This is a genomic window from Halorubrum cibi (genome assembly GCF_900182635.1).
GTDB lineage: Archaea > Halobacteriota > Halobacteria > Halobacteriales > Haloferacaceae > Halorubrum > Halorubrum cibi.
Genome location: NZ_FXTD01000004.1, coordinates 43,087 through 69,503, shown reverse-complemented (window position 1 = coordinate 69,503; position 26,417 = coordinate 43,087). Strand labels below are relative to the sequence as shown.

Below are 26,417 nucleotides of genomic sequence, written 5' to 3'. Positions count from 1 at the left end.
CGCAACCCTTTATCAAATGCCGCGGAAACGGAGGGGTATGACCGCCATCGAGCTGCGCGGCGTGACGAAGGAGTTCCCGGGCGTCACGGCCGTGTCCGACCTCGACCTCACGGTCGAGGAGGGCGAGGTGTACGGCTTCCTCGGCCCCAACGGGGCCGGCAAGTCGACGACCATCGACATGGTGCTCGACCTGGTTCGACCGACCGAGGGGACGGTGACGGTGCTCGGCCGCGACGCCACCGCCGACAGCGTCGAGATCCGGAAACGAACCGGCGTCCTCCCCGACGGGTTCTCCGTGTACGAGCGGCTCTCCGGTCGGAGACACGTCGAGTTCGCGATCGAGTCGAAGGAGGCCAACGTCGAGCCCGAGTCCGTCCTCGAACGGGTCGGGCTCCTCGAGGACGCGGACCGAAAGGCGGGCGGCTACTCGAAGGGAATGCGCCAGCGGCTCGCGCTCGCGATGGCGCTTGTCGGCGAGCCCGACCTGTTGATCCTCGACGAACCCTCCTCCGGGCTCGACCCCGCCGGCGTGAAGGACATGCGCGAGATCGTCTCCGCGGAGGCCGACCGCGGTGCGACCGTCTTCTTCTCCTCGCACGTGCTCGCGCAGGTCGAGGCCGTCTGCGACCGCGTCGGCATCCTGCGAGCGGGCGAGCTCGTCGCCGAGGACTCCATCGAGGGCCTCCGCGACGCCGTCGGTGACGGCGAGACGCTGGAGGTGACCGTCGACGACGCGACCGACGCGGTCGTCGACGCGGTCCGCGCGGTCGACGGGGTGTCGCGGGTCGACCGCGACGGCGACGCGCTCCTCGTGAGCTGTGACCCCGGCGTGAAGACGCGGGTCATCGCCGCGGCCGAGGACGCCGGGGCCGTCGTCGACGACTTCCACACGGAGGAGGCGTCACTGGAGGACCTCTTCCTGGCGTACACGGAGGGCGAGGCGCCCGGCAGAAGCGGGGACGCGTCGTCGGCGAACGGGAGCGGGGACGACCCGGACCCCGCCGGATCCGAGGAGGTGGAGCGATGAGCCTGCTCGCGGTCGCGAACAAGGACTTCCAGGACACGGTCCGGTCGCGCGGGATGGCGCTTCTCGTCGCGCTGTTCTCGCTTCTCGTCGCCGTCTTCGCGTACGTCGTTCGCCCGCAGGGACAGGCCGACCAGTTCGCGACGGAACTCCTCTTGAGCGCGTTCGTCGGGCCGGTGCTCGTGACAGGGCTGGTCCCGCTCGTGGGCGTCGTCGTCGGCTACAACGCGGTGAGCGGCGAACGCGAGTCCGGCTCGCTGAAGCTGCTCCTCTCTCTCCCTCACTCGCGAGCCGACGTCGTCTTCGGGAAGGTGGTCGGACGAGGTGCGGCGATGGCGCTCGCGACGTTCGCCGGATTCCTCCTGCCCGCGCTCGTGTTGATCGTCACCCCGGTGACGTTCAACGCGGGCTCGTTCCTCGGGTACACCGTCTTCGCCGCGGCGCTCGGCGTGGTGTTCGTCGCCATCGCGGTCGGCTGCTCGGCGGCGGTCGCGACCCGCCAGCGCGCGCTCATCGCCGGGATCGGCGTCTACGCCCTCTTCGTACTCCTGTGGGGGCTGTTCACGGGTCGCGTGGTCGGCGCGTTCTCCGGGCCGATCGAGGCCCTTCCCGTCTCCATGACGCAGATCCGAACCTTCCTCGACGCCGCGAATCCGACAAGCGGTATCGAACTCCTCGCCAACGCCTTCCTGGGCGACCAGCTGTTCGCCGGCGACTCGCTCAACCAGCAGGTGTCCGCGGTCGCGATGTTAGTCTTCTGGACGCTCGCGCCGCCGCTCGCGGGACTGTTGAAGTTCGACCGCGACGACCTCTGAGGTCGCCGTTCGTGGGTTTCTCCGCGTCACGTCTCTCCTCGTCCACCGCGCCCTTGATGCCCGGAGAGCCCCATCGTCGACACGATGAACCGACGCCGACTCCTCTCGATCGCCGGTCTCGCCGGGACCGGCGCGTTCGCCGGCTGTGTTGGAAACGGCGGTGGCTTCGGTGGCACCGGCGACGACGTGGACAACGAAGGATCCGCCGAGGGCAACGGCGTCGACGGATCCGCCGGCGACGATCCGGACGTGACGTTCGCGGTCGAGACCGTCACGTCGGGCTTCTCGAACCCGTGGGCGATCGATTTCCTCCCCGCCGGGGACCTCCTCGTCACGGAACGCGCCGGCACGCTGAACGTCATCGACCCGGAATCCGGCGAGGTCCGGCCGGTCGACGGGACCCCCGAGGTCGACGCCCGCGGGCAGGGCGGGCTCCTCGACGTCGCGCTCGGACCGACCGCTTCGGACCCGGACTGGGTATACCTCACATACTCGGCGGCGAACGCCGCCGGCGACACGGCGACCCACGTCGGCCGCGGGCGGTTCGACCCGGACGGCGCTCGACTGGAGGGGTTCGAACGCCTCCACGCCGCCGGACCCTTCGTCGACTCGACGGGCCACTACGGCTCGCGGATCGCTTTCGACGCGGACGAGCGGCTGTACGTGACCGTCGGCGACCGCCAGTTCAAGGACTTCGGGCCGGACCACGTCGCCCAGGACCTCGGCGTCGAACTCGGCAAGACCCTCCGACTCGAGGCGGACGGCTCGGTCCCCGCCGACAACCCGTTCGTCGACGACCCGGACGCGCGGGACGCGATCTTCAGCTACGGACACCGCAACGCCCAGGGGTTGACCGTTCACCCCGACACCGGCGACCTGTGGGAGAGCGAGTACGGCGAGCAGGACGGCGACGAGATCAACGTGCTCCGCCGGGGCGGCAACTACGGCTGGCCCGTCGCCGACGAGGGGTGTACCTACGGCTCGGGCGAGCCGATCGGCGTCTCCCACGACGACCGCGAGGACGTGATCGCGCCGGCGTACTCGTGGCCCTGCGGGAGCGGTGGCTTCCCGCCGGGCGGGATGACGTTCTGTTCCGGGGCCGCGTTCCCCGAGTGGGAGGGCGACCTGTTCGTGGGCGGGCTGGCCTCGCGGGCGCTCGCCCGATTGACGGTCGAGGGACGGGAGGCGACCGGGATCGAGCGGCTGTTGACGGACCGCGAGTGGCGGATTCGCACCGTCGCCGAGCACCCCGACACGGGCCACCTCTACGTCGCGGTCGACGCCGACGACGCGCCGATCGCACGGTTGACGCCGGCGTGAGGGCGTCGGCGGCGCGTCGGCGGTCCCGAGTTACTCCGTCGCGGTCTCGATCGCCGCCTCCAGATCGGCGACGATGTCCGCGGGGTCCTCGATGCCGACCGAGAGCCGGACCATGTCGCCGGTGACGCCGGCGGCCTCCTGCTCCTCCTCCGTCAGCTGCTGGTGGGTCGTCGAGGCCGGGTGGATGACGAGCGTCTTCGCGTCGCCGACGTTCGCGAGCAGCGAGGCGAGCTCCGTGTTCTCGACGGTCGCCTTCGCGGCCTCGAAGCCGGCCTCCAGCCCGAACGTGATCATGCCGCCGTAGCCCCCCTCGAGGTACTCGCTCGCCTCCTCGTGGGTCTCGTGGCTCTCCAAGCCGGGATAGTTCACCCACGCCACGTCGGCGTGTTCCTCTAGGTACTCCGCGACGACCGCGGCGTTCTCGCAGTGCCGGTCCATCCGCAGCGGGAGCGACTCGGTCTGCTGGAGCGTGTTCCACGCGTCGAAGGGGGACTGCTGATTGCCGAGATCGCGCAGGCCGCGGGTGACGGCCGCGAAGGTGAACGCCGCGTCGCCGAACGCGTCGACGTAGTTGATCCCGTGGTAGGCGGGGTTGTCCTGCGCTATCTCCGGGAACTTCTCAGGGTACTCGGCCCACGGGAACGAGCCGCCGTCGACGAGGACGCCGCCGATCGTGGTCCCGTTGCCGGTGAGCCACTTGGTCGTCGACTCCCAGACGAGGTCCGCGCCGTGGTCGAGCGGCCGGCAGAGGTACGGCGTCGCGAACGTGTTGTCGACGAACAGCGGCACGCCGTGGTCGTGGGCGATGTCGGCGATCCGCTCGATGTCCGGCGTGACGAGCGACGGGTTGCCGATCGTCTCGAGGTGGACGTAGGCGGTGTCGTCGTCGATCGCCTCGGCGTACCCCTCGTAGTCGAGCGGGTCGACGAACCGGGTCGAGACGCCTCGCCGCTCGACGGAGTGGGTGAGGTAGGTGTAGGTGCCGCCGTACAGCGCCGAGGAGGTGACGACGTTGTCGCCGGCCGAGGCCAGCATGAACGTCGCGAGGTCGAGCGCCGCCATCCCGGAGGAGGTGGCGACCGCGGCCACCCCGTTCTCAAGGGAGGCGATGCGTTCCTCGAGCGCCGCGTTCGTCGGGTTCATGATCCGCGAGTAGACGTTTCCGGCCTCCTCTAACGCGAACAGCCGCGCGGCGTGGTCGGCGTCGTCGAACTCGTAGGCGGTCGTCTGGTAGATCGGGGTCGCGCGCGCCCCCGTCGCCGGGTCCGGGCTCGATCCGGCGTGGACGCTTCGCGTGCGGAACTCGCGGTCGGAATCCTCGTCGCTGGGCATATACGCCCCTCCGTGCGCGATCCGGTTAAAGCCGATAGACGGTCACGGATGCTACCGGTAGCTCGGACGGATCACGGTGCGTGGAGGCCACCGCTTGCGGATGCTCACTACTGCCGAAGCAGCGAGCGATCCTGTTGTGCGGTGGCGCGCCGGTGAGCGCCCGGAGGGCGCGAACCGTCCGCGAGGGACGCGGCGACTGAAAGGAGCCGCGAGGCTGGGGAGGCGTGAGGTGCGGTGCGGTTGGGGTGGGACTCAAAGAGGCAGTCGCGAGGCGGGCGCAGGCGACGTAAGCACCGCAACGAGAGAGTGAGCGAAGCAAACGATCGAGTGAGGAGCGCAGCGAGCGTGCGCCCGCCTCGCGACTGGGGCTTTGGAGACGTTCACCGCGCCAGCAACGATCCTCTTCTATTCTCCTCGACCACTCACGAAACACCCGCTCTATAAGCACTCGAGATAGAACGACCGTCTCACACCGAAGCCGCCTACAGGGAACGAGTCCGACGAAACGGCCGAATTTCGATCCGAACGCGACTTATCCGCCGACCGCCTACGCCGGCCATGGACGTCTACGAGCTGGGCGAGGGCCCGGCGGAGGTCGCGGTCGTCGCGGCGATCCACGGCGACGAGCCCTGCGGGGTTCACGCCGTCGAGCGGCTCGTCGCCGAGGATCTCGCCGTCGAACGGACGGTGAAGCTGATCGTCGCGAACGAGGAGGCGCTCGCGGCGGACGCGCGCTACCTCGAGGCCGACCTCAACCGATCGTTCCCGGGCGACCCCGACGCCGACGCACACGAGGAGCGGCTCGCCCACCGGCTCCGCTCGGAGCTCGTCGGCTGTACGACCCTCGCGATCCACTCGACGCAGTCGTACGCGGAACCGTTCGCGGTCGTCGACTCGATGGACGAGGTCGCCCGCGCGGTCGCGCCGCACCTCCCGGTCGACGCGGTCATCCAGACCGACGCCTTCACCGAGGGCCGGCTGATCGAACACCCGCACACCATCGAGATCGAGGCGGGCCTCCAGGGGAGCGAGCAAGCGGCCGACAACGCCTACTGGGTCACCCGCGCGTTCCTCGCGGCGACCGGCGCGCTCCCCGCGCCCGGCTCCGACGACGTGATCGACGCCGGCGGGCGCGAGGACGTGCCCGTCTTCCGGCTCCGCGACCGGATCCCGAAGCCGACCGCCGAGGAGTACGAGGTGTTCGCGCGTAACTTCGAGCGCGTGGAGGCCGGCGACCGGTTCGCGACCGCAGACGGCGAGCCGCTCCGCGCGGAGGAACCCTTCTACCCCGTGTTGCTGTCGGCGTACGGCTACCGCGACCAGTTCGGCTACGTCGCAGAGCGAGTCGGCGCGATCGAGTAGTCCGATCGCCCGCGCGGGATCCGACTACTGCTCCACGAGTTCGTACTACTCCACGAGCTCGATCGTGTCGTCGCCGTTCGGGACCGCACAGAGGAACGCGCCGGGCTCGTCGCCGTCGTTGCGGTACCAGTGTTCGACGCCCGCGGGGATGAGAAGCGAGTCGCCCGCCTCCACGGTGTACTCCTCCTCGCCGATGCCGACGACGTACTCGCCCGCGAGGACGTGCTGTTCGTGTTCGACCGCGTTGGTGTGTCGCGGCACCTCACTGCCGGCGGCGAGTTCGAACCGCCGGATCGCGAAGTTGGGCGCGCCGTCCGACTCGTCGAGGAGGACGCCCTTCCGGAGCCCCTCGGCCGCGTCGACGGCCTCGTAGGCGACCTCGCTCGCGCGCTTGACGACCGGTTCCGCGTCGTCGTGGGTGGACCCACTCATACCGGTTTCGTCGTTCCGTACCGGTATAAATGGATTTATTGTGGTATGGAGGATCATGAAGGACATATGCAGGAGAACGTACCTCACGCCGACCGCGGCGAAGCGGACGGAGAGACGATCCCGCACTGGCACGACCCGAAGAGCGAGGGGATGACCATCGTCGAGGGAGAGGACGCGACGGTGTACGACGACGAGGGCACCGCATACCTCGATTTCGTCTCACAGCTCTACTGTACGAACGCGGGTCACAGCAACGAGGCCATCACGGACGCGATGACCGCACAGATGGAGCGGATCCCCTACGTCTCCTCGGCGAAGGGGAACGACGTCCGCGACGCGTTGGCGGCGGATCTGGCGGAGATCGCGCCCGGGTCGCTCTCCGAGGTGTACTTCTCGATCTCGGGGAGCGAGGCGAACGAGTCGGCCGCCCAGATCGCGCGGACGGTCCAGGACGCCCCGAAGGTGCTGACGCGGTGGCAGTCGTACCACGGCGGGACCGCCGGCGCGGGCGCGCTCACCGGTGACCCGAGCACGCGGTCGACCGTCGGCCGCTACGCCGCGACGACCGGATCCGGGAAGTTCCTGCCGCCCCTGCCGACGGCCTTCGACGCCGACTCTCCGGAGGATCTGGCCGAGCAGGCCGCGGACCACGTGGAGTTCGTGATCCGGAACGAGGGGGCCGACTCGGTGGCCGCGATCATGATGGAACCGGTCGGCGGGTCGAGCGGCGGCTACCCCGCGCCGCCGGGCTACTTCGAGCGACTCCGCGAGATCTGCGACGAGTACGACGTGTTGTTGATCGCGGACGAGGTGATAACGGGGTTCGGCCGCTGTGGCGACTGGTTCGGCATCGACACCGAGGACGTCGAACCCGACCTGATCACGTTCGCGAAGGGCGTCACGAGCGCGTACGCTCCGCTTGCCGGCGTGATCGCCGCCGACTGGATCGGCGAGGCCATCCGCGAGGAGGGGTACGACCTGGGACAGACGTTCGCCGGACATCCCGTGGCCTGTGCTGCCGGCCGCGCCGCGATCGACGAGTACGACTCACACCTCATCGACGACGTCCGAGAACTGGCGCCGGTGCTCGAGTCCCGCCTGACGGAGTTGGAGGAGACACACGACGCGGTCGAGACCGTTCGCGGTCGGGGGTTCCTCTGGAGCGTCGTCTTCGCCGATCCCGAGACCGGGGAACCGTTCGTCCACCCGTGGGCGGCCGACGGAGACGGGGAGGAGAACCCGGTCGCCGCGGTCCGGGAGGTCGCCGCGGACAACGGGGTACTCTTCGGCAGCGGCCGGCCGGACGTACAGATCCTCATCTCGCCGCCCCTCTGTACCACCCGCGAGGAGATCGAGCGCGGTATCGACGCCCTCGACGAGGCGATCGAGGAGACGTTCGAGTAACGGGTCGTCACCGTCGCTCGTTTTCGCCCGGATCGGTGGGGTCGGCCGACGGGCGTCCCACGGTCAACAGTTAAACGGCCGCCCGATCAACACGGAGGCATGCGTGGACTCCGGATCGGGACCGTCGTCGGCATTCCGGTCAGACTCAACTGGACGTTCCTGATCGTGTTGCCGCTCTTCGCGTATCTCATCGGCTCGGAAGTGACGACGATCGCCGGGGTGATGAACGAGACGCTGAGTGCCGGCATCGACACGACCGCGGTCGGTGCGGGGACGACCCCGTGGCTGCTCGGGCTGGCGGCCGTGATCGGACTGTTCGCCGGCGTCCTCCTCCACGAGTTCGGCCACTCGCTCGTCGCGATGCGGTACGGTTACGAGATCGAGTCGATCACGCTGTGGCTGCTCGGCGGGCTCGCGAGCTTCACGGAGTTCCCCGAGGACTGGAAACACGAGTTCTGGATCGCGGTCGCGGGTCCGATCGTCAGCCTCGGCGTCGGCGCGGTCTGTTACGGCGCCTTCGTCCTCGCGCCCGCGGGGGCGGACGCGCTGCTCTTCGTGTTCAGCTATCTGGCGGTGTTGAACGTCGTCCTCGCCGGGTTCAACATGCTCCCGGCGTTCCCGATGGACGGGGGACGCGTCCTGCGGGCGCTGCTCGCCCGCAACCAGCCACACGCGCAGGCGACCCAGCGCGCGGCCGCGATCGGGAAGATATTCGCGTTCCTGATGGGCATCTTCGGCCTGTTGACGTTCCAGCTGCTCCTCATCGTGCTCGCCTTCTTCATCTACATGGCGGCCTCCGGCGAGGCCCAGCAGACGACGCTAAAGGCGGTATTCGAGGGCGTCACCGTCGCGGACGTGATGACGCCCCGCGACCGGCTCCACACGGTGACCGAGACCGCCTCCGTCGCCGACCTGATGAGCCGGATGTTCGAGGAGCGCCACACCGGCTACCCGGTGATGGATGGCGAAGACCTCGTCGGCATGGTCACCCTCGAGGACGCCCGCGAGGTGCGGGAGGTCGAGCGGGACGCCTACCGCGTCGAGGACGTGATGGAGACGGACGTCGCCTCCGTCACCGCGGGCACGGACGCGATGAGCGCCCTCCAGGTGATGCAAGAACGCGGCGTGGGGCGACTCCCCGTCGTCGACGCGAACGGGGAGCTGGTGGGGCTCATCTCGCGGTCCGACCTGATGACCGCGTTCAACATCATCCAGACCGGCGGCACGCCGAGCGTGATCACCGGCCGCCGCGCCGAAGAGGGCGGTCGGATACTCTGAGACGTCGAGGCCCGCACCGACCCTCCCGCGCTCCTCGGTCGGATCAGTCGTCCGCGGAGCCGACCGGCGTCGACGTCGACGCCCCGTCCGCGTCCTCCTTCTCGCTCTCGTCGCCTCCGAGCTCCGAGAGCCGGTCCAGCGCGTCGACCATCGCGACGACGCTGGCGCGCGTGATGTCGGCGTCCGACGCCGAGACCGACACGGATCGGTCGCCGCGCGAGAGGTCGACCGCGACGGTGACGACGGCGTCCGTCCCGCCGGTGATCGCGTCGACGTGATAGGAGTCGAGCTCGAAGGAGACGGCGTCGACGCCGCCGCTCTCGTCGGCGAGCGCCGCGCGAACCGCCTCGAGACCGGCGTCGACCGGCCCGGAGCCGGTGCCGGAGGCGACCCGCTCCTCGTCGCCGACGCGGAGCCGCACGGAGGCGGTCGGCAGGTTGCCGCCGGAGGTCGCGGAGAGGTCGACCAACTCGACGTGTCGGTCGCGCTCGCGGCCCTGGACGTCCTCCGTGATCGCGAGCAGGTCCGCGTCGGTGACGCGCTTCCCGCGGTCGCCGAGCTCCTTGACGCGGGCGACGACCTCGCCGAGTTCGTCGTCATCGACGTCGACGCCGTGGTCGGCGAGCGCGGCCGCGACGCCCGCGCGCCCGGCGTGTTTGCCCAACACGAGCCGGCGCTCGCGACCGACCGTCTCCGGCGGGTACGGCTCGTACATCGTCCCGTCCTTCAGCGTGCCGTCGGTGTGGATGCCCGACTCGTGGGCGAACGCGTTCGCGCCGCACACCGACTTGTTGGGCGGGATCGCGACGCCGGTCACCTCCGAGACGCGCCGGCAGAGCCGGTAGAGCCGCCCGACGTCGACGGTGTCAACGTCGTAACAGCGGTCCAACGCGATCGCGACCTCTTCTAAGGCCACGTTGCCGGCGCGCTCGCCGACGCCGAGGACGGTGCCGTGGACGGTGTCCGCGCCCGCCTTCAGCCCGGCGTGGACGTTCGCCACGCCGAACCCGAGGTCGTCGTGGGTGTGGAGGCTCGTCGGGCCGAGGTCGGCGAGCCGGGAGACGATCTCGGCGGTTCGTTCCGGGCCGGCCGCGCCGACGGTGTCGCAGTAGCAGACGCGGTCCGCGCCCGCGTCGAGGCCCGCGCTCATCAGACGTTCGAGGTAGTCGAGGTCGGCGCGCGAGCCGTCCTCGCCGAGCACCTCGACCCAGAGGTCGTGGTCCGTGGCGTACTCGACGAGTTCGACGGTGGTCTCGACGACCTCCTCGCGGCTCGATCCCACCTTCGTCTCGACGTGTTTGTCGGAGGCGGGAACGACGAGGTTGACGCCGTCGACGTCGCAGTCGAGCGCGCGGTCGATGTCGGATTCGACGCCGCGGGCGAAGCTGGTGACCGTGGCGTCGAGGCCCTCGCCGGCGACGCGGCGGATCCCCTCGCGTTCGCCCTCCGAGGTACACGCCGAGCCGGCCTCGATCACGTGGACGCCCGCGGCGTCGAGCTCGCGGGCGACGTCGACTTTGTCCGCGGGCGTGAGCGAGACGCCGGGCATCTGCTCGCCGTCGCGAAGCGTCGTGTCCAACAGCTGTACCTCCTCGAGGTCGGTGAGTGGGTTCGGGTTCAAAAGGGTCTCCGTGGTCTGCGTCGGTGTCGTTCGGTCGGTTCCGCCGTCGGAAACGAGGCCCGATGAGTCGGCGTCGGCTGACGCGGCATCGGACGCGTCGGCTGACGCGGCGTCGGATGCGGCGTGATCGTTACTGTCGGCGAATTTCACGGCCAGCCGCCGCGAGGCGACTTGCTCTATCCTCCGAACGACCACGAGTGTCTCGTGTCATTCGTACCCGTGCGGATGGACCTTAGGGTAATAAATCAGACGATCCCCGTCCGAACTCGCCGAACGATCGTAGATGATGGCCGCATCTCAGTGACGATCCCTCACCGATCACCCGATAAGCGACCGGAGCGTTCGGCGGCGGGTTCCGCACCGCTCGCGGTACTCGCAGGACGTACATCGGTCGTCGTCGACGCGGGCGGGAGGACCGTCGATCGCCCGAATCGCCCTGAGCGCCCGGCGGTAGGCCGCCTTTCGGTGCGTCGTGAGCCGGACCTCCCGGACGACGCCGACGGCGGGATACTCGACGACCGCTCGCGGAACGGGTCGTTCCCGCTCCCACGCGAGCGCCTTGGCGGCCGCGACCGCCCGGACCGACTGCGGCTCCCAGACGCCCGCCTCGGGCGGCTCGCCGGGCGAACAGAGGACGGGGACCGGCGGGTCGTCCTCGACGCCCGCGAGCAGCTTGTGGACGACTCCGTGACACTCCCGGCCCGAGAGGAACGTCCGCGTCTCCGCGGGGTCGACGAGCCGGTCGTACAGATCTCGTTCGCGGAGTCGCGAGAGGTTCCGGCGGTAGGCGGCGGGCTCGCGCCGGATCGGGAGCCGTCGGAGGGCCGAGTCCGGGGCGTCGACCAGTTCGGGGTAGCGGTAGGCCAGATCGATCCGGTCGCGGACCTCCTCGGGGAGGCTCCGGTCGTCCTCGCGGCGGCGGTAGTAGAGCTGGCGGGGGCAGTACGCCGCGGCCGCGAGGTCGCTGAAGGGAGTCACGGGAGGGATCGCCGCGACATCGTATATAAGGAGTCGGGCTGGAGGTTGGGTTGATCGGTCGCGGTGGCGCGCACGAAACGAGCGGCGGAGCCGCGAGTCGTGCGCGAGGGAGTCGGCTCGGCGTTCGTAAACGCCGAGCCGACGAGGCTGGGGAGGCGTGAGGTGCGGGGCTTTGCGCGGCTGAGGTTTCGAAAACGATCCTGACTACGCTGTCGAGTCAACGAATCGGACGTGACACGGGATTCACGATCTACAGTGATACGTCGGTTTCGATGTCCTCGGTGGCCTCCCGGAGCCCGTCCTCTCGGGCGGTCGCGGCGTGGGCGTCCTCGATGTCGGCGTCGGTGAGGAGCGCGCGGAACTCGTCGCGGAAGCGGTCGTTCACGCGCGTGGACGCGAGGTCGGCGCGGGCGACGGGAACGAACTCGCGAACGGTCTCCGCGTCGGCGTCCAGCTCCGCCGCGGCCGCTTCGACCGATCGATCGGCCGCGAGCAGGCGTTTCAGCGCCGCGTACTCGAAGGGAGCGTCGCGGTCCGCGTCCGCGACGAGGTGGAGATCGAGGCGGGCGTCGCGAACCGCGCGGGCGTCGATCCCCGAGTCGACCGCCGATCCGGAGCCGCCGAGGGCGTCGGCGATCGCCGCGTCGTCCTCGCCGTCGAAGAAGCCGACGACGACGCGCTCGTAGCCGGCGTCGCCGAGGTCGGAATCGAACCCGTACCGCTCGCGCATCGTCGCGACGAGCGCTGCGACCCGGTCGGCGACCGCGTCGTCGTCGCGGTCGACGAGGCTCCCGGGCGACTCGGCCTGCCGCTCGGTCACCGTCTCGGAGCCCGTGGCGTCGACGAAGAGGTCCCGAAGCTCCTCGGTCTTCTCGTCCATGTCCCCGAAGACAGGCGGCGAGGCCGAAAAAGCGTGTCGGCGGGCCCTCGCGGATCCCCGGCCCGAACGGGGAGGCCGGCGCGGAGACGACGAGGGCTACCCCGTCGTCGTAAACCAGTATTCTCAAATGAGTTTACGAGAGACGGCGATCCATGTCGACTCGAACCGAGTCCGTCGATCTCGTCGGCGACGAGGCGGCGACCAACCTCGCACGCGCCGCGCTGTTCGCCGCGCTCGTCGGCGCGTTCGCGTACGTCACGTTCCCGAACCCCGTCTCGCCCGTCTCCGTGACGCTCCAGGTGCTCGGCGTCTTCCTCGCCGGGATCTACCTCGGGCCGGTCTGGGGGCCGGCCGCGCTCTCGTTATATCTGGTCGCGGGCGCGCTCGGCGCGCCGGTGTTCGAGGGCGGCTCCGCGGGCGTCGGCCAGCTCGTCGGCCAGTCGGCCGGCTACCTCTGGTCGTACCCGCTGGCCGCGAGCGTCGTGGGCGCGGTCGTCCACCGCGGGACCACCCTCCGCGACCCGGCGTCCGTCGGGGTCGCGACGCTGGTCGCCGCGATGGTCCTCGGGATCGTCGCCGTCTACGCGCTCGGGGTCGCCGGCCTGATGCTCGTCCTCTCGCTCGGCCCGATCGAGGCGGTGACAGTGGGCGCGGTGGCGTTCCTCCCCGCCGAGGCGCTGAAGGTCGCCGCCGCTGTCGGGATCGTCCGGTCGGACGCGATCACGGCCGCCTGAGCCGTGATCGCCCTCGAGAGCGTCACGTGTCGGTACGAAGGCCGCAACCGCGGCGACGAGAACGGGGTCGACGGCGGCGGGACCGTCGCCGTCGACGACGTCACCCTCTCGGTATCGGACGGCGAGTTCCTCGTCGTCGCCGGCGCGAACGGCTCGGGCAAGACGACGCTCGTCCGCACCTTCAACGGGCTGGTGACCCCCGACGCCGGGACCGTCTCGGTGAACGGAGTCCCCGTGAGCGAGGACCTCGTCGCCGCCCGCACCGCGGTCGGGATGGTGTTTCAAGAGCCCCGCGACCAGTTGGTGTCCGCGACCGTCGGCGGCGACGTCGCCTTCGGCCCGGAGAACCTCGGGCTGTCACACGGGGAGATAGATCGCCGGGTCGCGGTCGCGCTCGACGCGGTGAACATGACCGACCGCGAAGACGACCGGATCGACTCGCTGTCGGGCGGCGAGCGCGAGCGCGTCGCGATCGCCGGCGCGCTCGCGATGGAGCCCGACCACCTCGTCTGTGACGAGCCGTTCACCTGGCTCGACGAGCCCGCACGCGAGTCGGTCCTCGCCCGCCTGCGCGAACTCCACGCGAAGGGGACCGGCGTCGTCGTCGTCACCCACGACCTCCGGGGCGTGCTGGAACTCGCCGATCGGGTCGTGGGCCTCGCCGACGGGCGGATCGTCGTCGCCGGACCACCACACGCGGCCGCCCCGGATCTCGCCGGACTCGGCGTCCGGGTTCCGGAGGCGTTCGACAGCGCCGGCGGCGCGGGGAGGCCGACGGACTCGTGACGCTCGCGTACGTTCCGGGCGACTCGCTCGCACACCGGCTCGACCCCCGGACGAAGCTGCTCGTCCAGATCGGTTTCGCCGCGGCCGCCTACGCGCACACCACTCCTCGGGAGTTGGCGGCGCTCACGCTCCTCGCCGGCGGCTGTCTGTGGGCCGCCGACGGCGACCTCGCCGACCTGTGGACGTACCGGGTCGCGTTCCCGGTCCTCCTCCTCGCCCCCCTCGTCGCCGGCGCAACGATCGAGTCGCCGTGGTTCCGCCTCGATCGCGCGGCGGAGACGGCGCTCGCGAGCTACCGCGTCCTGCTCCTGCTCGTCGTCGCCGCGGCCTACGTGCGGTCGACGCCGATTCGCGACTCGCGGGCGGCGCTCCAGCGGACCGTTCCGGGGCGGGCCGGCGCGTTCCTCGGGGCCGGCGTCGCGCTCGTGTTCCGCTTCCTCCCGCTGCTCCGGCGCGACCTGCTGGCCGCGCGCGAGGCGGTCTGCGCCCGCGGCGGCGGCCAGCTCCCCGCCCGAGAGCGGATGCGACTGATCGCGATCGCCGGGACGAACCGGGCGTTCGGTCGGGCCGACCGGCTGGGGACCGCACTGGCCGCCCGGTGTTTCGCCTGGAACCCGACGCTCCCGAGGCTGTCGTTCGGACCGGCGGACTACCTCGCACTCGCCCTCGGGGCCGGGCTGTTCGCGGTCGCGGCGACGGCGGCGCTCTGATCCCGATCGCCGTCGGGGTTCGGCCTCGACGGCGACCCCGATCCGACGCCGCGTGGCAAGTTTTAACCCGACCGTATGCCCGTGATAGATCATGACTGCGCTGCAGGCGGCCACCCGGGAGACGTTCTGGACCATCGGTCCGGTCGGGAAAGCCGCGTTCTACTGGCTCGCCGCGGTGGCGGTCCTCGCGTTCGGCTACGGCGTTTACGCCCGGTTCGCCGCGTACGCGCGGGGCCGCGAGGATCCGCGCGATCGGCTCTCGAATCTCCCCGGCCGCGTCGTCTCGGCGACGCGGACCGTCCTCTCGAACGAGAACCAGTTCGACGGGGACCTGTACGCCGGCGTGATGCACACGTTCGTGCTCTGGGGCTTCCTCGTGTTGCTCGTCGCCACGACGATCCTCGGGATCGACATCGACGTCTACCGCCCGCTCGCCGGTGAGTCCTTCTGGGTCGGCGACTTCTATTTAGTCTACCAGTTCGCCGTCGACGCGTTCGGCCTGCTGTTCGTCGTCGGCGTCGGCATGGCGATGTTCCGGCGCTACCGCGAGCGCGACGGGCGGCTGTGGGGCAAACACACCTCGCTCGAGGACGACGCGTTCGTCTGGACGCTCTTCCTGCTCGGCGTCGGCGGCTTCGTCCTCCAGGCGATCGGGATCGTCGGTCAGCCGGCCCGCGCGGACGAGGCGGTGAGCTTCGTCGGTATGGCGATGGCGGCCGGCTTCGAAGCGGCGGGACTGACGACCGCGGGTGCGGAGGCGATCTACGGAGTCGTCTGGTGGAGCCACTCGCTTCTCGCGTTCGCGTTCATCGCGTGGATCCCGTACGCGAAGCCGTTCCACATGATCTCCTCGTTCGCGAACGTCGTCGCCCGCGACGAGACGGCCGGCGCGCGGCTCCCGAACGTCCCCGCCGACCTCGATCACACGAACGCCGAGTCGCTCGACGACTTCACCTGGAAGGAGCTGATGGACGGCGACGCCTGTACCAAGTGCGGGCGCTGTACCGACGCCTGTCCGGCCGACACGGTCGGGCGAAACCTCGATCCCCGCGACGTGATCCTGGACCTCAAAGCGTACCGCGAGTCCGTGGTCGACGACCCGGTCGCGGGGAGACGTGACAGTGGGGTCGCGACCGACGGCGGCGTGGACGGTTCCGCCACCGTCAGCGACGGCGGCACCGTCCCCATCGTCGCCGACGAGGGCGGCGTGATCGCGAGCGAGTCGATGGAGTCGTGTATGTCCTGTATGGCGTGTATGGACGCCTGCCCCGTCGACATCGAGCACCTCACCTCCTTTACCCGCATGAACCGCCAGCTCGTCGACGAGGGTGCGGTCGACTCGAACCTCCAGGACGTCTTCCAGGACGTGATGACGAAGGGGAACACCTTCGGTGAGTCGCAGTCGAAGCGGGGCGACTGGGCGGACGACCTCGAGTTCGAGGTCGACGACGCCCGCGAGACCGAGGTGGAGTACCTCTGGTACGTGGGCGACTACCCGAGCTTCGACGACCGGAACAAGAAAGTCGCTCGGTCGCTTGCCCGGCTGTTCGAGGAGGCCGACGTCGAGTTCGGGATCCTCTTCGACGACGAGAAGAACGACGGCAACGACGTTCGTCGGATCGGCGAGGAATTCCTCTACCTCGAGCTCGCCGGCCACCACGTCGAGACGTTCGCCGACTGCGAGTTCGAGACGATCGTCTGTACCGACCCGCACTCGTACAACACGATGAGAAACGAGTACCCCGAGGTCGACTTCGCGGAGTTCGCGGACGACCCGATGATGCCGTTCGACCGCGAGGAGCCGTGGAACGCCGACGGCGAGACCGACGTGCTCCACTGGACGCAGGTCGTCGAGGAGCTGGTGGACGACGGACGGCTCGGCCTGTCGGGCAACGAACTCGACTACACCGTCACCTACCACGACCCCTGTCATCTCGGACGGTACAACGACGAGTACGAGGCCCCGCGCGAACTGATCCGCGCGACCGGCGCCGACCTCCACGAGATGCCGCGCTCGCGGTCCGACTCCTTCTGTTGTGGCGGCGGCGGCGGCGGGCTCTGGGCGGAACACGACGAGGAGGTCAAACCGAGCGAGGAGCGGCTCCGCGAGGCGCTCGAGGACACCGACGCGGGCGACGGAATCGAGAAGTTCGTCGTCGCCTGTCCGATGTGTACGACCATGTTCGAGGACGGCCGGAAGACCGGCGGCTTCGAGGAGGACGTCGAGATCGTCGACGTGGCGGAGCTTCTGATCGAGGCGATGGAGGCGGGTTCCTGACGGGCCGATCGAGGCGGGTTCCTGCGGGGAGAAACGGAACTCAGGCGCGGCGGGGAGTCGACTCGACGGCGTCGTCGGTCCGGCGAAGCAGTGCCCGACCGGGCGCCCGGTCTCTGACGGGCGCGTCGCCGAGGTAGTCGACGAGGGCGTCCCGGAGCAGCGCCGTTGCTTCCGCGTCGAGTTCGTCCCCGCGCTCGATTCGGGCGAGCGGGCGGCGGTACGGGGCGGCGTCGCCGCCGGCGTCGACGACGCGCTCGCAGGCGTCGAGCAGCGCCGCGTGCGCGACCCACGCCTCCTCGCGGGAGAGCGTTAAGTCGATCGCGTCGGATCTCCGAGAGGGCATTCACCTGGGTTCTCCAGAGGGAGGGTCTTAAAAGTATGCCCGAGTTCGATGGTTTAAGAGTCGGCGCACGAAAGCGCGGGTATGGTGCGGGATCCGTCGAGCGACGAGGCTCGCCCGGAGGTCGCCGAGGTACTCGACGCGCTGGCCGACGAGGCCGCTCGGCGGATCGTCGCAGCGCTCTCGGAGCCGAAGACGGCGAGTGAACTCTCCGAGGAGTGTGACGTCCCGCTCTCGACGACGTACCGGAAACTGGAGAAGCTCACCGACGCGTCCCTGTTGAACGAGTCGACCGACATCCGGCGCGACGGCCAACACACGACGCGCTACAGCGTCGCGTTCGAGGAGATCATCGTCTCGATCGACGAGGAGGACGAGCGCGAACTGGCCGTCGAGTTCGAGCGTCCGGAACCGACGCGCGACGAGCGACTGGCCGACCTGTGGTCGGAGCTTCGTGAGGAAACATGACAGCAGCATACATCGACCTGACGATAATCGTGGCAAAGACCGCCATCCTCGTGTTGGGTGGCTCGATCACCTACTACGCGCTTCGGGCGTTCGAGCGCACGGGCGACCCGTCGCTTCGAGCGCTCGGGGTCGGCTTCGGCGTGGTCACTGTCGGGGCGCTGGTCGGCGGCGTCTCCCACCAGATCATCGGTGCGGACCTGGCGGTGGGGATCGCGATCGACAGCCTGCTGACGGCCGTCGGATTCGCGGTAATCGTCTACTCGCTGTATCTGGAGTGATCGGTCGGTTCGCGGGCCCTCGGCCGAGTCCGTCGACGAACGGTAGTCTTTTGCGGGGCTCACGCGTGGGATGGGACAGATGAGCGAGGCCGCACGCGAGGAGCTCTCCCGCCGGATAGCCGGCGAGATCACGCTCAGCGACGACCCGGGAGCGACCCTCCGAAAGTGGCGGACCGACTTCGACGTCTCACAGACGGAGCTGGCCGACCACCTCGGCGTCTCCTCGTCCGTGATCTCCGACTACGAGAGCGGCCGCCGCGAGAGCCCCGGCATCGGCGTCGTCCGCCGGACCGTCGAAGGGCTTCTCGACATCGACGAGAAGCGCGGCGGTGGTCGGCTCCGGCAGTACGCCCGAGTCCTCTCGGCCGGGTTCGAAAGCGACATCGTCCACGATCTCCGGGAGTACGCGACCGCGGTTCCCCTGGAGGACTTCTACGAGGCGATGGGTGCGACGGAGGTCGTCCGCGGCGACCGCGACCACGTCAACGGTCACACCGTGATCGACTCCATCCAGGCGATCACCCGCCTGTCGAGCGAGGAGTTCTACCGCCTGTACGGCCAGTCGACCAACCGCGCGCTGGTGTTCACGCGGGTCACCCGCGGGGAATCGCCGCTCGTCGCGATGCGCGTCGTCAGCCCGACCCCGAACGCGGTCGTGCTCCATGGGATCGACGCCGACGACCTCTGGGAACACGCCGGCGACCTCGCCCGCGTCGATGGCTTCTCGCTCGCGACCTCCACGCGCGATCTGGACGCGTGTCTGGCGGACTTACGGGAGCTGTAAGCGGCACCGGAGCGACGCCGGAGACCTCCCCGGAGCCGCGATCGGGGGGCTGAAACCGCTGGCGCGTCTCGCTTCCCCCATGAGTGACCGAGGATACGCCGACCGACTCGCCGCCAACCGCGAGGAGAAGGACGACTTCTTCGCCGAGCACCCGCAGTCGCCGATCCCGCCGGAGCACCGAGAGGGGTTCGACGGGCTCGAGTACTTCCCGCCGGACCCCGACTACCGCGTCGAGGCGACCGTGACCGTCCACGACGAGCCGGAGCCCGTGGAGATGGAGACGACGGCGAGCAACCCGGTCCGCTACCTCCGGGTCGTGACGTTCTCCTTCGAGATCGACGGCGAGGAACTCGAGCTCGCGGGGTACCGGCAGGAGGGCGACGACGGGGCGATATTCGTCCCGTTTCGCGACAAGACCACGGGCCAGCAGACGTACCATCAGGGACGGTACATGGAGCTGGAGCCGGACGAGGAACTCGGGGACGGCGACGCGGTCGTGGTCGACTTCAACCTCGCGTACAACCCGTTCTGTGCGTACAGCGAGACGTTCGCGTGTCCGCTCCCGCCCGAGGAGAACTGGCTTGAGATCGTGGTCCCAGCCGGCGAGAGGGCACCCGTGTTCGCCGAATCGGAGTAGCCGGAGCGCTCCAGAGACCCGGCGCGCGCCTCCGAGCGGCCGAAGGCCGAGAGGAGCCCGCGCGAGGGAGGCCGAGGGGACCCGCCGGACTTGCCGGCGGGTCACCGAGGCCGAGGCTGGGGAGGCGTGAGGTGCGGGGCGGTCGCGGATGCGGAGCGGTCGCGGTATCAGTGCGCCCGGCGATTCGTGATCGGTTCGTGGCTCACACGCGACGGTCGCTATCGACGGTCCCGAGGCGACCATACGGGACGCGAATCGAATCGGCTCAGATATTCTCCTCGTACCGCTCGATCGCGCGGTCCGCCCCCGCCGACAGGAAGCCGATGTCCGTCCCCGCGATCAGGTAGTCGTAGCCCGCCTCGACCCACCGGTCGATCAGCTCGTCGCTCGTCGCCAGCGTTCCGACCGGCACCCCCTCGTCGTTCGCGGCGCCGATCGTCTCCGCGATCGCGTCCGCGAACGCGGGGTCGTCGTACTCGCCGAACCGCCCGAGCGACGTCGAGAGGTCGGCCGGACCGACGAACAGCGCGTCGATTCCGGGAACCGCCGCGATCTCGCCGGCCGACTCGACCGCCCGCGGGGTCTCGATCTGGGCGATCACCGCGATGTCGTCGGCCCCGCTCCGGAGGTACCCGTCGAGCCGCCGACCGAAGTCGGACGCCCGGCTGCCTGCGACGCCGCGCCGGCCGCGGTAGCCGTCGGAATCGACGCGGTCCGCCGGGTCGGCCGAGGCTTCCTCGTCCCCGCTCCCGCTCGCGACCTGCGGCGGGTACCGACACAGCTCGACGAGTTCGCGCGCGGCCGCCGGCGAGTTGATCTGCGGGGCCATGATAGCCGATGGCCCCGCGTCGAGCACGCGCTTGATCCGGGCCGGCTCGACGTCGGCGACGCGCACCAGCGCCTCCGCGTCGCCGGGAGCCGCCTCGATCGCCCGGAGCATGTCCTCGACGTCCCCCGCCGTGGTCGCCGAGTGCTCGGTGTCGACGGTCACGAAGTCGAAGTCGGCGGTCGCCAGCGCCTCCGCGACGCCCGGCGACGGCAGCGCACACCACCCGCCGACCGGGCGGTCGCCCTCCGCGAGCTTGCGTTTCAGGTCCATACGCCACGTTCGTGAACGGGGTACAAAAGCGCCGGTGCGGCGGCCATCGCCGAGGGGTTCAGGGCGGGTCCGTCGTCCGAACGTACCCGAGGGTCACGGCGCGAGAGCACGCGGAAAACGCGATCCGGCGGCGTCGAAGTTCGCCGGTATGACGACGCCGACGACTCGGTCCGAACTACAGTCGGCCGACGTTCTCGACGGCGACTGACTCGACGTCCTCGACCTCGGCGAACGCCTCCTCGACGGCCTCGGTGCCGCCCGCGTCGTCGGGGACGATCACGGTCGGGAGCAGCGCGACGAGCCCGAACGCGACGTCGTCGCGCTCGAAGCCGCGGATGCGCGCGCCCTGCGGGAGGGCGGCCTCGAGTGCGTCCTGAAGCTCGTCGAGGTCGACCTCGGGACTGTTCGGCATGACCTTGATCTTGGCGGCGACGTCCCCCATCTCAGGGCCCCCGGAAGCCGCAGTCGTGACACTCGTAGAGGTTGCTCTGCTTCCGGCACTTCGCGCACCGGTGGATCGTCGCGCCACAGTCCGGGCAGGCGAACCGCGCGGCGTTCATCCCGGACACCTGGATGCCACAGGAGACACACTGCTTCGTGCCCCGGCTTTCGGTATCGCTCATACCTGTTCTCACCGGCGCGTGACGTTTAACCGTTGTTCTTTGCCCTCGCGCCGCGTCGTCCACGGACGCGAGGCCGTCGACCGACCGCTTCGCTCCACCACCTCGCCCCCTCACCCCAGCATCAGCGGTCCGATCAGCACGCCCATCAGGTGAACGCGTCGCGCGCCGAGCCGCGGCGGAAGGAGGCCGAGGACCGCGGCGACGAGGAAGACGCCGACGCCGAACGATCCCGCGAACGCGTAGGAGACGCAGCCGAGCAGACAGAGGACGCCGACCGAGAGCCGGGTGTAGTCGGCGTTCCCGACCACCCGGAGGTACGCGTCGCCGACGAGGAGTACGAGCGCGAACCCGCAGGCCGCCGCGGTGGCGCAGGCGACGAGGAGGATCGGCAGCGCGAGCGGCACCTCGGCGCGGTCGATCGCGACCGTGACGCCGGTCCGCGGCGTGCCGAGGGCGACGAGCGCGAACAGCGCGAAGACCGTGTTGGCCGTGTTGGCTCCGCTCGTTGCGACGATGAACCCGCGGTCCGCCTCGCTCCGCGGGACCGCGGGCAGCGCTGCGACGCTCGCGATGGCCGCCGAGATCCCCGGTACGTAGCCGACGACCGCGCCGGCGAGCGACCCTGCGGTCGCGCTGACGCCGAGGTCGCGTCTCCCCATCGTGATCCGGGCGTCCGACTGCGGGGGGACGCCGTCGCCGCCGAGCGCATCGACGAGGACCGGCGCGCCGAACAGCCCGGCGAAGAGCGGCGCGAGCACCCCACCCGCGTCCAGCGGGGCCGCCGGGTCGACGTCGAGGGTTGCGACGCCGAGCGCCGCACTCGCGAGGAAGGCGACGACCCCGCCGACCGCGGCTCGTTTCGACGATTCCGTGACGACGAGGAAGGCGACGACCGCCGCGAGCAGGACGGGAAGGTGCGTCCGGATCGTCGGGTAACCCCGTGCCATGACCCAGGTGATCGGGACCGCGAAGGGCACCGCCAGCGCGACCGCGAGGCCGGACCCGACCGCGGAGAGGCGGAGCGCCTCCCGCCCGCGGCCGGCGACGACGAGCCGGTGGCCGGGGAGCGCGGCGACCGCGGTCGCGGCGTCGGGCACTCCGAGCGCGAGCGCTGGAACGATGTCGAGGAACGAGTGGACGACTCCCGCCCCGAGCATGGCGACGCCGACGAGAAGGGGATCGGCGGGGATAGAGGGAGCGAGCCCCGCGAGCAGCAGCGCGAAGTTGTTCGCGTGGAGTCCGGGAACCAGCCCGCTCACGGTGCCGAGTGCCGCGCCACAGAACAGGAACGCAAGCGCGGCTCCGGCGAAGGTCGGATCCAGAACCGGGCGGACGAGCGCGTCCATCCCGGCGAGGTGGCCGCGGCTTCGGGCATAAAGGTGCGCCGGCGTGTCGAACTATCGAAGCGGACGACGAGATCCGAGAATTACGCCGAAGCGGCCGCCTGCGACTTCTTCTGAGTGATGTAGCCGGCGATGCGGTTGCGGACGCCCTTCGACTCGACGGTCGTCAGCGCGGAGACGCTCTCCTTGTTCGTCTCGAAGTCGGTGTTGAACGACTCCGGATACCGCTCCAAGAGGACGTTCGCGAGCTGTTTGATGTACTTGGGCTTGATGGCCATACCGAGCGATACCGGCGGGCCGAACTAAAAGGGTTCGTTCCCGCGCGAGCGGCTGTACGGAGGGATCGCGCCGCCGTAGTTCCGAAACGGGTCACCGAGAGTCGCCCGAATCGTCGACGACCGCGTCCACGTCGAGCCCGCGTTCCGCCGCGAGCGCCCGCCAGTCGGTCGCCTCGTCGATCCGCGCGAACGCCTCCCGCTCGGCCGGACCGCCGCACCGGTCGACGACGTCGGCGAAGTACCGCAGCCGGCCGAGCAGTTCGTCCGCGTCGTACCCGGGGACGTCGAGCCGCGAGGCGGCCACGGTGGCGTCGACGACCGCGCCGAACCCCCGGTTGACGGTGGGTACCCGCTCGGAGACGACCGCGCTCTCGACCGGCTCGAGCGCCCACGTCCGGACGGTGGCGTCTCCCCTCTCCTCGCTCGCGACCTCCGTCACGCGCACTTCGACCCAGGCGTCGGCGTTGGGCAGGACGGGATCGGGCTCCTCGCGAACGGCCAGCGCCGCGTCGACGAACTCCCGGGGATCGATCGTGAACTGGACCACGCCGCCGCCGCGCTCGGTGAAGTTCCGCCAGGTCCGGGTCCGGCCGAAGGTCCGGGCGGTGGCGGGTTCGTCGGGTTCGTCGGGCGCGTGGATCCCGAGCGCGGCGACGTTCCACAGGTCGTTCGGACCGAGGGTCGAGACGACGGACTCCGTGACCCCGCGGAGGTCGACCGGCCAGCCGTCGGGGCTCACGGCTTCACCCCGTGGTCGTCCCTCGCTTCTCCCGATCCGTTCGCGTCCGCCCCGCGACGGAGCGCGACGTACAGCGCCGCGCAGGTGAGATCCGCCGTGGTCCCCGGGTTGATCCCCCGCTCGAGGAACGACGCCGCGAGCGACTCGGCCGCCTCGAGATCGATCGCGTGGACCGCGTCGGCGTCGGGTGGGGTTCCGTGGGGCTCCGTACTCAGAACGTCCGTCGGGTCCGTCTCCGTCGTCGGATCCGCGCTCGAGACGATCGCGCGCGCCTCCGCGCTCGCCTCGCGCGCGACCGCCGGCCCGTGTGCCGTCGCGACGAGCGTGTCCGGTTCGGTCGCGAGTAGGCCGAGGAAGGCCCTAGCGGCCCGATCCGCCAGCGGTCCCTCGTCGGAGAGGACCCACTCGGCGGCGCGGAACGTCCGCGGGAACCCCTCGACCCACTCCTGAGCGTTGCGGTCAGGGATCCGATCGTCGCTCCCGTCGTCCCCGGCGTTCGCCGACGTCGCCATCACGTCGCGAAGGGTGAGCCCGCGCTCCCGGAGGACCGGTTCGGCGTCGCCCCCGCGACGAACGTCGAGGTCCGTCGCGTCCTCGGGCGGGTCCTCGACCGCGACGTCGACGTGCTCGAACGCCCGGTAGAACGCGACCGCGTCGTCGACGGTCGTCTCCCGCGTCACGCGATCGAGCCCGCCCGGCGAGAGGTCGCCGTGCCGGGTCGCACGGAGGAGCGGGACGAGAAGCAGGAGACACCCGAACTGCGTGTTCGTTCCGGCCCGATCGGCCATCCCGGCGACCGCGCGCTCGAAGGCGTGGCCGACCGCCGCGCCGCGGGCCCCGCGCTCGAGCCCCTCGCGAGCGCTGACCGCGCCGCCGAGGAAGGACTCGAACCGGAGGTCCGCGAGGTCGCGGCGGCGGTCGACGTTTCCCGGCTTCGGCGTCCCCGCGACCTCGAGCAGCAGCGCGAGGACGGCGTCATCCGCGGGAGAATCGCCCGTCATCGAGACACCTCCCGCTCCCGTCCGTCGGATCGATCGAGGAGGTCCCCGGCGCGCCAGTCGGCGACCGCGTCCGCGACCCGTGACAGCACCCGCGGGTCGTCGCTCGGCCGACCGACGCTCACCGCGTCGGCACCGTACGCTGCGTACTCACGAACCGTCTCGCGACCCCGGACGCCGTTGTTGGCGACGACCGTCGGGAGAGCGGGGGCGTCGGTTTCGGCGGACGCGAACGCGCCAGCGGCCGCCGAGCGCGCAGCCGCCGAGACCTCGGCGACGACTGCCTCCGAGTCCATCGCGTCGACGTGGATCCACTCCGCGCCCGCCTCCGCGACCGCGCGGGCGACCGCGGCGAGGTCGACGCCCTCGACCTCCGCACGGACCTTCACGCTCGTGGCCGCGCCCGTCTCGACCGCGGCGGCGACGTAGTCGGCGAGGCGGTCGCGGTCCGCGAGCAGAGTCTCCCCGCAGCCGGCCGCGCGAAGTTCCGGCTGCCGGCAGTGGGCGTTGATCTCACAGATCGCGCCGCGGTCGGCACAGACCGCGGCCGCCTCGCGGACCGGCTCGACGGTCGCGCTCCGGACGTTGACGCCGGGACGAACCGGGGAGTCCGCGAGCGCCCGCACCTGTCGGTCGATCCACGCGATGGGGTCCTCGGGCAGGAACTCGGAGCGCCCGCGCGCGACGAGGTCGCGGGCGGCCTCGCGGCTCGTTGGATCGATCGCGATCCCGCCCAGCACCGCGCAGTCGACGTGGTCGGCGGCCGCACGCGCCCACGCCGCATCCGATTCGCCGCTGAGGCTCGCGGCGACGAGAATCGGCTCGTCGGCGCCGTCGCCGACGTCGGCGGCGGGCGCCGACGAGCCGATCACGACACCACCTCCAGCGCTCGCTCGCAGGCGATCGAGACGCGCTCCGCGTCGTTGGCGTCGTCGATCCGGGTGTCGGTTCGCTCGACGTGGCGGTCGGGCTCGGTCGGGTCCTCGCGATCGAGGACGAACGCGTCCGCGAACGGATAGGTGTCGACGACGCCGGCGGTCGAGGGGTCGAGCCCGACTCCCGCCATCAGCTCGGCGGCGGGTCCGGAGAACGCCTCGTCGCCGACGAACGGCGAGACAGCGACAACGGGGGTCGCCTCGAGGGCCGCCTCCACGCCCGGTACCGCGAGCATCGGGCCGATGCTCGTCACCGGGTTCGACGGACCGATCACGACCGGCTCCGCGAGCGCCTCGCGGACCGCGTCGGTCGGCTCCGCCGCGTCCGCTCCGCGGAACTCCACGTCGTCGACCGCCGGCTCGCCACGCCGGGCGACCCAGTACTCCTGGAAGTGGAGCGTCTCGCCCTCGACCGTGTGGACCAGCGTCGCGACCGGGTCGTCGGACATCGGGAGGAGGTCGACGACGAGGCCGAAGGCGTCCGCGAGGCCGGCGATGACCTCGGTGAGGGTGTGGCCCTCGTCGAGGAGCCCGGTTCGCGTGAGGTGTACCGCCCGGTCGCGGTCGCCGATCTCCATGAACTCCGCGACGCCGGAGAAGCGCCGCCACCGGGCGATCTCCCGGCCCGCGGTCTGGGCGTCGTCGTCGAGGTAGCGCGGTCCGGAACCGAGGTCCGCCGCCTCGGCGAGCCGGGCCAACTCGTCGTGGGTCTCCGTGGTGTCGCCGGCGATCCCCCACCAGCGGTCGCGGTCGAGGACGCCGCCGCCGGCGAACAGCACGGTGTCGACGTCGGGACAGACGAGGTGGCCGCCGAGCTCGACGTCGTCGCCCGTGTTGGCGACGACCGTCACGTCGTCGAGGTCCCAGACGGAGCCCGCGCCCTCGAGCAGCTTCGGCGTCCCCGTGCCGCCGGCGAGGAACGTAACCATACGCCCGCAAGG

At 70.6% G+C, this 26,417-nt stretch carries 29 protein-coding genes; 14 read left to right on the top strand and 15 right to left on the bottom strand.

Features of this window, described 5'->3' with window-relative positions; genetic code table 11:
• Positions 1 to 37: 37 nt before the first annotated feature.
• The 3 genes from FN829_RS06290 (at position 38) to FN829_RS06280 (ending at position 3,159) form a co-directional block, all read left to right on the top strand.
• A complete protein-coding gene (locus FN829_RS06290) occupies positions 38 to 1,027 on the top strand; it encodes an ABC transporter ATP-binding protein (protein WP_142986146.1) in 990 nt (329 codons plus the stop codon).
• Positions 1,024 to 1,839 carry an ABC transporter permease subunit gene (locus FN829_RS06285; RefSeq protein ID WP_142986145.1) on the top strand — a complete coding sequence of 272 codons (816 nt, stop codon included), beginning with the start codon at positions 1,024 to 1,026 and terminating at the stop codon, positions 1,837 to 1,839. Before FN829_RS06290 ends, FN829_RS06285 begins: the two co-directional genes overlap by 4 nt.
• 84 nt (positions 1,840 to 1,923) lie before the next feature.
• A complete protein-coding gene (locus tag FN829_RS06280; protein WP_142986144.1) occupies positions 1,924 to 3,159 on the top strand; it encodes a PQQ-dependent sugar dehydrogenase in 1,236 nt (411 codons plus the stop codon).
• 30 nt (positions 3,160 to 3,189) lie between these two features.
• Here FN829_RS06280 and FN829_RS06275 read toward each other — a convergent pair whose 3' ends face one another.
• Positions 3,190 to 4,491: an O-acetylhomoserine aminocarboxypropyltransferase/cysteine synthase family protein gene (locus FN829_RS06275; protein WP_142986143.1), complete on the bottom strand. Its 1,302-nt coding sequence runs from the start codon at positions 4,489 to 4,491 to the stop codon at positions 3,190 to 3,192.
• Positions 4,492 to 5,049: 558 nt separating this feature from the next.
• On the opposite strand from FN829_RS06275, the gene FN829_RS06270 reads away from it, so the two are divergent.
• Positions 5,050 to 5,853 (top strand): succinylglutamate desuccinylase/aspartoacylase domain-containing protein, encoded by an 804-nt coding sequence (locus tag FN829_RS06270; protein WP_142986142.1) that lies wholly within the window; start codon positions 5,050 to 5,052, stop codon positions 5,851 to 5,853.
• A gap of 45 nt (positions 5,854 to 5,898) precedes the next feature.
• On the opposite strand, the gene FN829_RS06265 is transcribed toward FN829_RS06270, so the two are convergent.
• A complete protein-coding gene (locus FN829_RS06265; protein WP_142986141.1) occupies positions 5,899 to 6,285 on the bottom strand; it encodes a cupin domain-containing protein in 387 nt (128 codons plus the stop codon).
• 66 nt (positions 6,286 to 6,351) lie between these two features.
• Between FN829_RS06265 and FN829_RS06260 the strand changes: the two genes are divergently transcribed.
• Together FN829_RS06260 and FN829_RS06255 are read left to right on the top strand one after the other, a co-directional pair.
• Complete coding sequence (locus FN829_RS06260) at positions 6,352 to 7,689, top strand: aminotransferase family protein (protein WP_142986140.1); 1,338 nt, start codon at positions 6,352 to 6,354, stop codon at positions 7,687 to 7,689.
• Positions 7,690 to 7,788: 99 nt separating this feature from the next.
• Complete coding sequence (locus FN829_RS06255) at positions 7,789 to 8,967, top strand: CBS domain-containing protein (RefSeq protein WP_142986139.1); 1,179 nt, start codon at positions 7,789 to 7,791, stop codon at positions 8,965 to 8,967.
• Between the two features lie 43 nt (positions 8,968 to 9,010).
• Here FN829_RS06255 and FN829_RS06250 read toward each other — a convergent pair whose 3' ends face one another.
• The 3 genes from FN829_RS06250 to FN829_RS06240 form a co-directional block, all read right to left on the bottom strand.
• On the bottom strand, positions 9,011 to 10,588 hold the full coding sequence (locus FN829_RS06250; protein WP_142986339.1) for a (R)-citramalate synthase: 1,578 nt from the start codon (positions 10,586 to 10,588) through the stop codon (positions 9,011 to 9,013).
• A 318-nt stretch (positions 10,589 to 10,906) separates the two neighbouring features.
• Complete coding sequence (locus tag FN829_RS06245; RefSeq protein WP_142986138.1) at positions 10,907 to 11,566, bottom strand: CRISPR-associated protein Cas4; 660 nt, start codon at positions 11,564 to 11,566, stop codon at positions 10,907 to 10,909.
• A 250-nt stretch (positions 11,567 to 11,816) separates the two neighbouring features.
• Positions 11,817 to 12,446: a hypothetical protein gene (locus FN829_RS06240; protein WP_142986137.1), complete on the bottom strand. Its 630-nt coding sequence runs from the start codon at positions 12,444 to 12,446 to the stop codon at positions 11,817 to 11,819.
• A gap of 152 nt (positions 12,447 to 12,598) precedes the next feature.
• Here FN829_RS06240 and FN829_RS06235 point away from each other — a divergent pair, with 152 nt between their 5' ends.
• The 4 genes from FN829_RS06235 to FN829_RS06220 all read left to right on the top strand — a co-directional run bounded on the left by FN829_RS06235 (position 12,599) and on the right by FN829_RS06220 (position 16,954).
• Positions 12,599 to 13,180 carry a biotin transporter BioY gene (locus FN829_RS06235; RefSeq protein WP_142986136.1) on the top strand — a complete coding sequence of 194 codons (582 nt, stop codon included), beginning with the start codon at positions 12,599 to 12,601 and terminating at the stop codon, positions 13,178 to 13,180.
• Between the two features lie 3 nt (positions 13,181 to 13,183).
• A complete protein-coding gene (locus FN829_RS06230) occupies positions 13,184 to 13,966 on the top strand; it encodes an energy-coupling factor ABC transporter ATP-binding protein (protein ID WP_142986135.1) in 783 nt (260 codons plus the stop codon).
• Positions 13,963 to 14,676, top strand: a complete 714-nt coding sequence (locus FN829_RS06225) for an energy-coupling factor transporter transmembrane component T family protein (protein ID WP_142986134.1) — start codon at positions 13,963 to 13,965, stop codon at positions 14,674 to 14,676. Before FN829_RS06230 ends, FN829_RS06225 begins: the two co-directional genes overlap by 4 nt.
• Before the next feature lie 91 nt (positions 14,677 to 14,767).
• Positions 14,768 to 16,954: a (Fe-S)-binding protein gene (locus tag FN829_RS06220; protein WP_142986133.1), complete on the top strand. Its 2,187-nt coding sequence runs from the start codon at positions 14,768 to 14,770 to the stop codon at positions 16,952 to 16,954.
• A 40-nt stretch (positions 16,955 to 16,994) separates the two neighbouring features.
• Here FN829_RS06220 and FN829_RS06215 read toward each other — a convergent pair whose 3' ends face one another.
• A complete protein-coding gene (locus tag FN829_RS06215; protein WP_142986132.1) occupies positions 16,995 to 17,297 on the bottom strand; it encodes a DUF7853 family protein in 303 nt (100 codons plus the stop codon).
• Positions 17,298 to 17,378: 81 nt separating this feature from the next.
• On the opposite strand from FN829_RS06215, the gene FN829_RS06210 reads away from it, so the two are divergent.
• From FN829_RS06210 to FN829_RS06195, 4 genes are all read left to right on the top strand, one after another.
• Positions 17,379 to 17,762: an ArsR/SmtB family transcription factor gene (locus tag FN829_RS06210; protein WP_142986131.1), complete on the top strand. Its 384-nt coding sequence runs from the start codon at positions 17,379 to 17,381 to the stop codon at positions 17,760 to 17,762.
• Positions 17,759 to 18,040, top strand: coding sequence for a DUF7521 family protein (locus FN829_RS06205; RefSeq protein WP_142986130.1), 282 nt, complete (start codon positions 17,759 to 17,761; stop codon positions 18,038 to 18,040). The genes FN829_RS06210 and FN829_RS06205 overlap by 4 nt, the downstream gene beginning before the upstream one ends.
• A 79-nt stretch (positions 18,041 to 18,119) precedes the next feature.
• Positions 18,120 to 18,824, top strand: a complete 705-nt coding sequence (locus tag FN829_RS06200; RefSeq protein WP_142986129.1) for a helix-turn-helix domain-containing protein — start codon at positions 18,120 to 18,122, stop codon at positions 18,822 to 18,824.
• 79 nt (positions 18,825 to 18,903) lie between these two features.
• On the top strand, positions 18,904 to 19,461 hold the full coding sequence (locus tag FN829_RS06195) for a DUF1684 domain-containing protein (RefSeq protein ID WP_142986128.1): 558 nt from the start codon (positions 18,904 to 18,906) through the stop codon (positions 19,459 to 19,461).
• Positions 19,462 to 19,726: 265 nt separating this feature from the next.
• Here FN829_RS06195 and FN829_RS06190 read toward each other — a convergent pair whose 3' ends face one another.
• The 9 genes from FN829_RS06190 to cofD form a co-directional block, all read right to left on the bottom strand.
• Complete coding sequence (locus FN829_RS06190) at positions 19,727 to 20,560, bottom strand: HpcH/HpaI aldolase family protein (protein WP_142986127.1); 834 nt, start codon at positions 20,558 to 20,560, stop codon at positions 19,727 to 19,729.
• Positions 20,561 to 20,735: 175 nt separating this feature from the next.
• Complete coding sequence (locus FN829_RS06185; RefSeq protein WP_142986126.1) at positions 20,736 to 21,002, bottom strand: elongation factor 1-beta; 267 nt, start codon at positions 21,000 to 21,002, stop codon at positions 20,736 to 20,738.
• Between the two features lies 1 nt (position 21,003).
• The gene (locus FN829_RS06180) at positions 21,004 to 21,183 is read right to left on the bottom strand and encodes an HVO_2753 family zinc finger protein (protein ID WP_122106307.1); all 180 of its coding nucleotides are present in this window, start codon (positions 21,181 to 21,183) and stop codon (positions 21,004 to 21,006) included.
• 110 nt (positions 21,184 to 21,293) lie between these two features.
• Positions 21,294 to 22,529 carry a tripartite tricarboxylate transporter permease gene (locus tag FN829_RS06175; RefSeq protein WP_142986125.1) on the bottom strand — a complete coding sequence of 412 codons (1,236 nt, stop codon included), beginning with the start codon at positions 22,527 to 22,529 and terminating at the stop codon, positions 21,294 to 21,296.
• 80 nt (positions 22,530 to 22,609) lie between these two features.
• Positions 22,610 to 22,804 (bottom strand): 30S ribosomal protein S17e, encoded by a 195-nt coding sequence (locus FN829_RS06170; RefSeq protein WP_112077531.1) that lies wholly within the window; start codon positions 22,802 to 22,804, stop codon positions 22,610 to 22,612.
• 91 nt (positions 22,805 to 22,895) lie between these two features.
• Positions 22,896 to 23,543 (bottom strand): DUF447 domain-containing protein, encoded by a 648-nt coding sequence (locus FN829_RS06165; protein ID WP_246066459.1) that lies wholly within the window; start codon positions 23,541 to 23,543, stop codon positions 22,896 to 22,898.
• On the bottom strand, positions 23,540 to 24,544 hold the full coding sequence (locus tag FN829_RS06160; RefSeq protein ID WP_142986123.1) for a triphosphoribosyl-dephospho-CoA synthase: 1,005 nt from the start codon (positions 24,542 to 24,544) through the stop codon (positions 23,540 to 23,542). Before FN829_RS06160 ends, FN829_RS06165 begins: the two co-directional genes overlap by 4 nt.
• The gene (locus FN829_RS06155; RefSeq protein ID WP_394348703.1) at positions 24,541 to 25,413 is read right to left on the bottom strand and encodes a tRNA-dihydrouridine synthase; all 873 of its coding nucleotides are present in this window, start codon (positions 25,411 to 25,413) and stop codon (positions 24,541 to 24,543) included. The genes FN829_RS06160 and FN829_RS06155 overlap by 4 nt, the downstream gene beginning before the upstream one ends.
• Positions 25,410 to 26,405, bottom strand: coding sequence for a 2-phospho-L-lactate transferase (gene cofD, locus FN829_RS06150; RefSeq protein ID WP_142986122.1), 996 nt, complete (start codon positions 26,403 to 26,405; stop codon positions 25,410 to 25,412). The genes FN829_RS06155 and cofD overlap by 4 nt, the downstream gene beginning before the upstream one ends.
• Positions 26,406 to 26,417: the final 12 nt, after the last annotated feature.

Bases quoted from the DNA above. Each gene is read 5' to 3' on its own strand.
- FN829_RS06215 (WP_142986132.1), bottom strand. From the start codon at position 17,297: ATGCCCTCTCGGAGATCCGACGCGATCGACTTAACGCTCTCCCGCGAG.
- FN829_RS06270 (WP_142986142.1), top strand. From the start codon at position 5,050: ATGGACGTCTACGAGCTGGGCGAGGGCCCGGCGGAGGTCGCGGTCGTC.
- FN829_RS06175 (WP_142986125.1), bottom strand. From the start codon at position 22,529: ATGGACGCGCTCGTCCGCCCGGTTCTGGATCCGACCTTCGCCGGAGCC.
- FN829_RS06170 (WP_112077531.1), bottom strand. From the start codon at position 22,804: ATGGCCATCAAGCCCAAGTACATCAAACAGCTCGCGAACGTCCTCTTG.
- FN829_RS06265 (WP_142986141.1), bottom strand. From the start codon at position 6,285: ATGAGTGGGTCCACCCACGACGACGCGGAACCGGTCGTCAAGCGCGCG.
- FN829_RS06195 (WP_142986128.1), top strand. From the start codon at position 18,904: ATGAGTGACCGAGGATACGCCGACCGACTCGCCGCCAACCGCGAGGAG.
- FN829_RS06275 (WP_142986143.1), bottom strand. From the start codon at position 4,491: ATGCCCAGCGACGAGGATTCCGACCGCGAGTTCCGCACGCGAAGCGTC.
- FN829_RS06280 (WP_142986144.1), top strand. From the start codon at position 1,924: ATGAACCGACGCCGACTCCTCTCGATCGCCGGTCTCGCCGGGACCGGC.
- FN829_RS06255 (WP_142986139.1), top strand. From the start codon at position 7,789: ATGCGTGGACTCCGGATCGGGACCGTCGTCGGCATTCCGGTCAGACTC.
- FN829_RS06205 (WP_142986130.1), top strand. From the start codon at position 17,759: ATGACAGCAGCATACATCGACCTGACGATAATCGTGGCAAAGACCGCC.
- cofD (WP_142986122.1), bottom strand. From the start codon at position 26,405: ATGGTTACGTTCCTCGCCGGCGGCACGGGGACGCCGAAGCTGCTCGAG.
- FN829_RS06240 (WP_142986137.1), bottom strand. From the start codon at position 12,446: ATGGACGAGAAGACCGAGGAGCTTCGGGACCTCTTCGTCGACGCCACG.
- FN829_RS06220 (WP_142986133.1), top strand. From the start codon at position 14,768: ATGACTGCGCTGCAGGCGGCCACCCGGGAGACGTTCTGGACCATCGGT.
- FN829_RS06160 (WP_142986123.1), bottom strand. From the start codon at position 24,544: ATGACGGGCGATTCTCCCGCGGATGACGCCGTCCTCGCGCTGCTGCTC.
- FN829_RS06210 (WP_142986131.1), top strand. From the start codon at position 17,379: ATGGTGCGGGATCCGTCGAGCGACGAGGCTCGCCCGGAGGTCGCCGAG.
- FN829_RS06180 (WP_122106307.1), bottom strand. From the start codon at position 21,183: ATGAGCGATACCGAAAGCCGGGGCACGAAGCAGTGTGTCTCCTGTGGC.
- FN829_RS06290 (WP_142986146.1), top strand. From the start codon at position 38: ATGACCGCCATCGAGCTGCGCGGCGTGACGAAGGAGTTCCCGGGCGTC.
- FN829_RS06235 (WP_142986136.1), top strand. From the start codon at position 12,599: ATGTCGACTCGAACCGAGTCCGTCGATCTCGTCGGCGACGAGGCGGCG.
- FN829_RS06260 (WP_142986140.1), top strand. From the start codon at position 6,352: ATGCAGGAGAACGTACCTCACGCCGACCGCGGCGAAGCGGACGGAGAG.
- FN829_RS06185 (WP_142986126.1), bottom strand. From the start codon at position 21,002: ATGGGGGACGTCGCCGCCAAGATCAAGGTCATGCCGAACAGTCCCGAG.
- FN829_RS06190 (WP_142986127.1), bottom strand. From the start codon at position 20,560: ATGGACCTGAAACGCAAGCTCGCGGAGGGCGACCGCCCGGTCGGCGGG.
- FN829_RS06200 (WP_142986129.1), top strand. From the start codon at position 18,120: ATGAGCGAGGCCGCACGCGAGGAGCTCTCCCGCCGGATAGCCGGCGAG.
- FN829_RS06285 (WP_142986145.1), top strand. From the start codon at position 1,024: ATGAGCCTGCTCGCGGTCGCGAACAAGGACTTCCAGGACACGGTCCGG.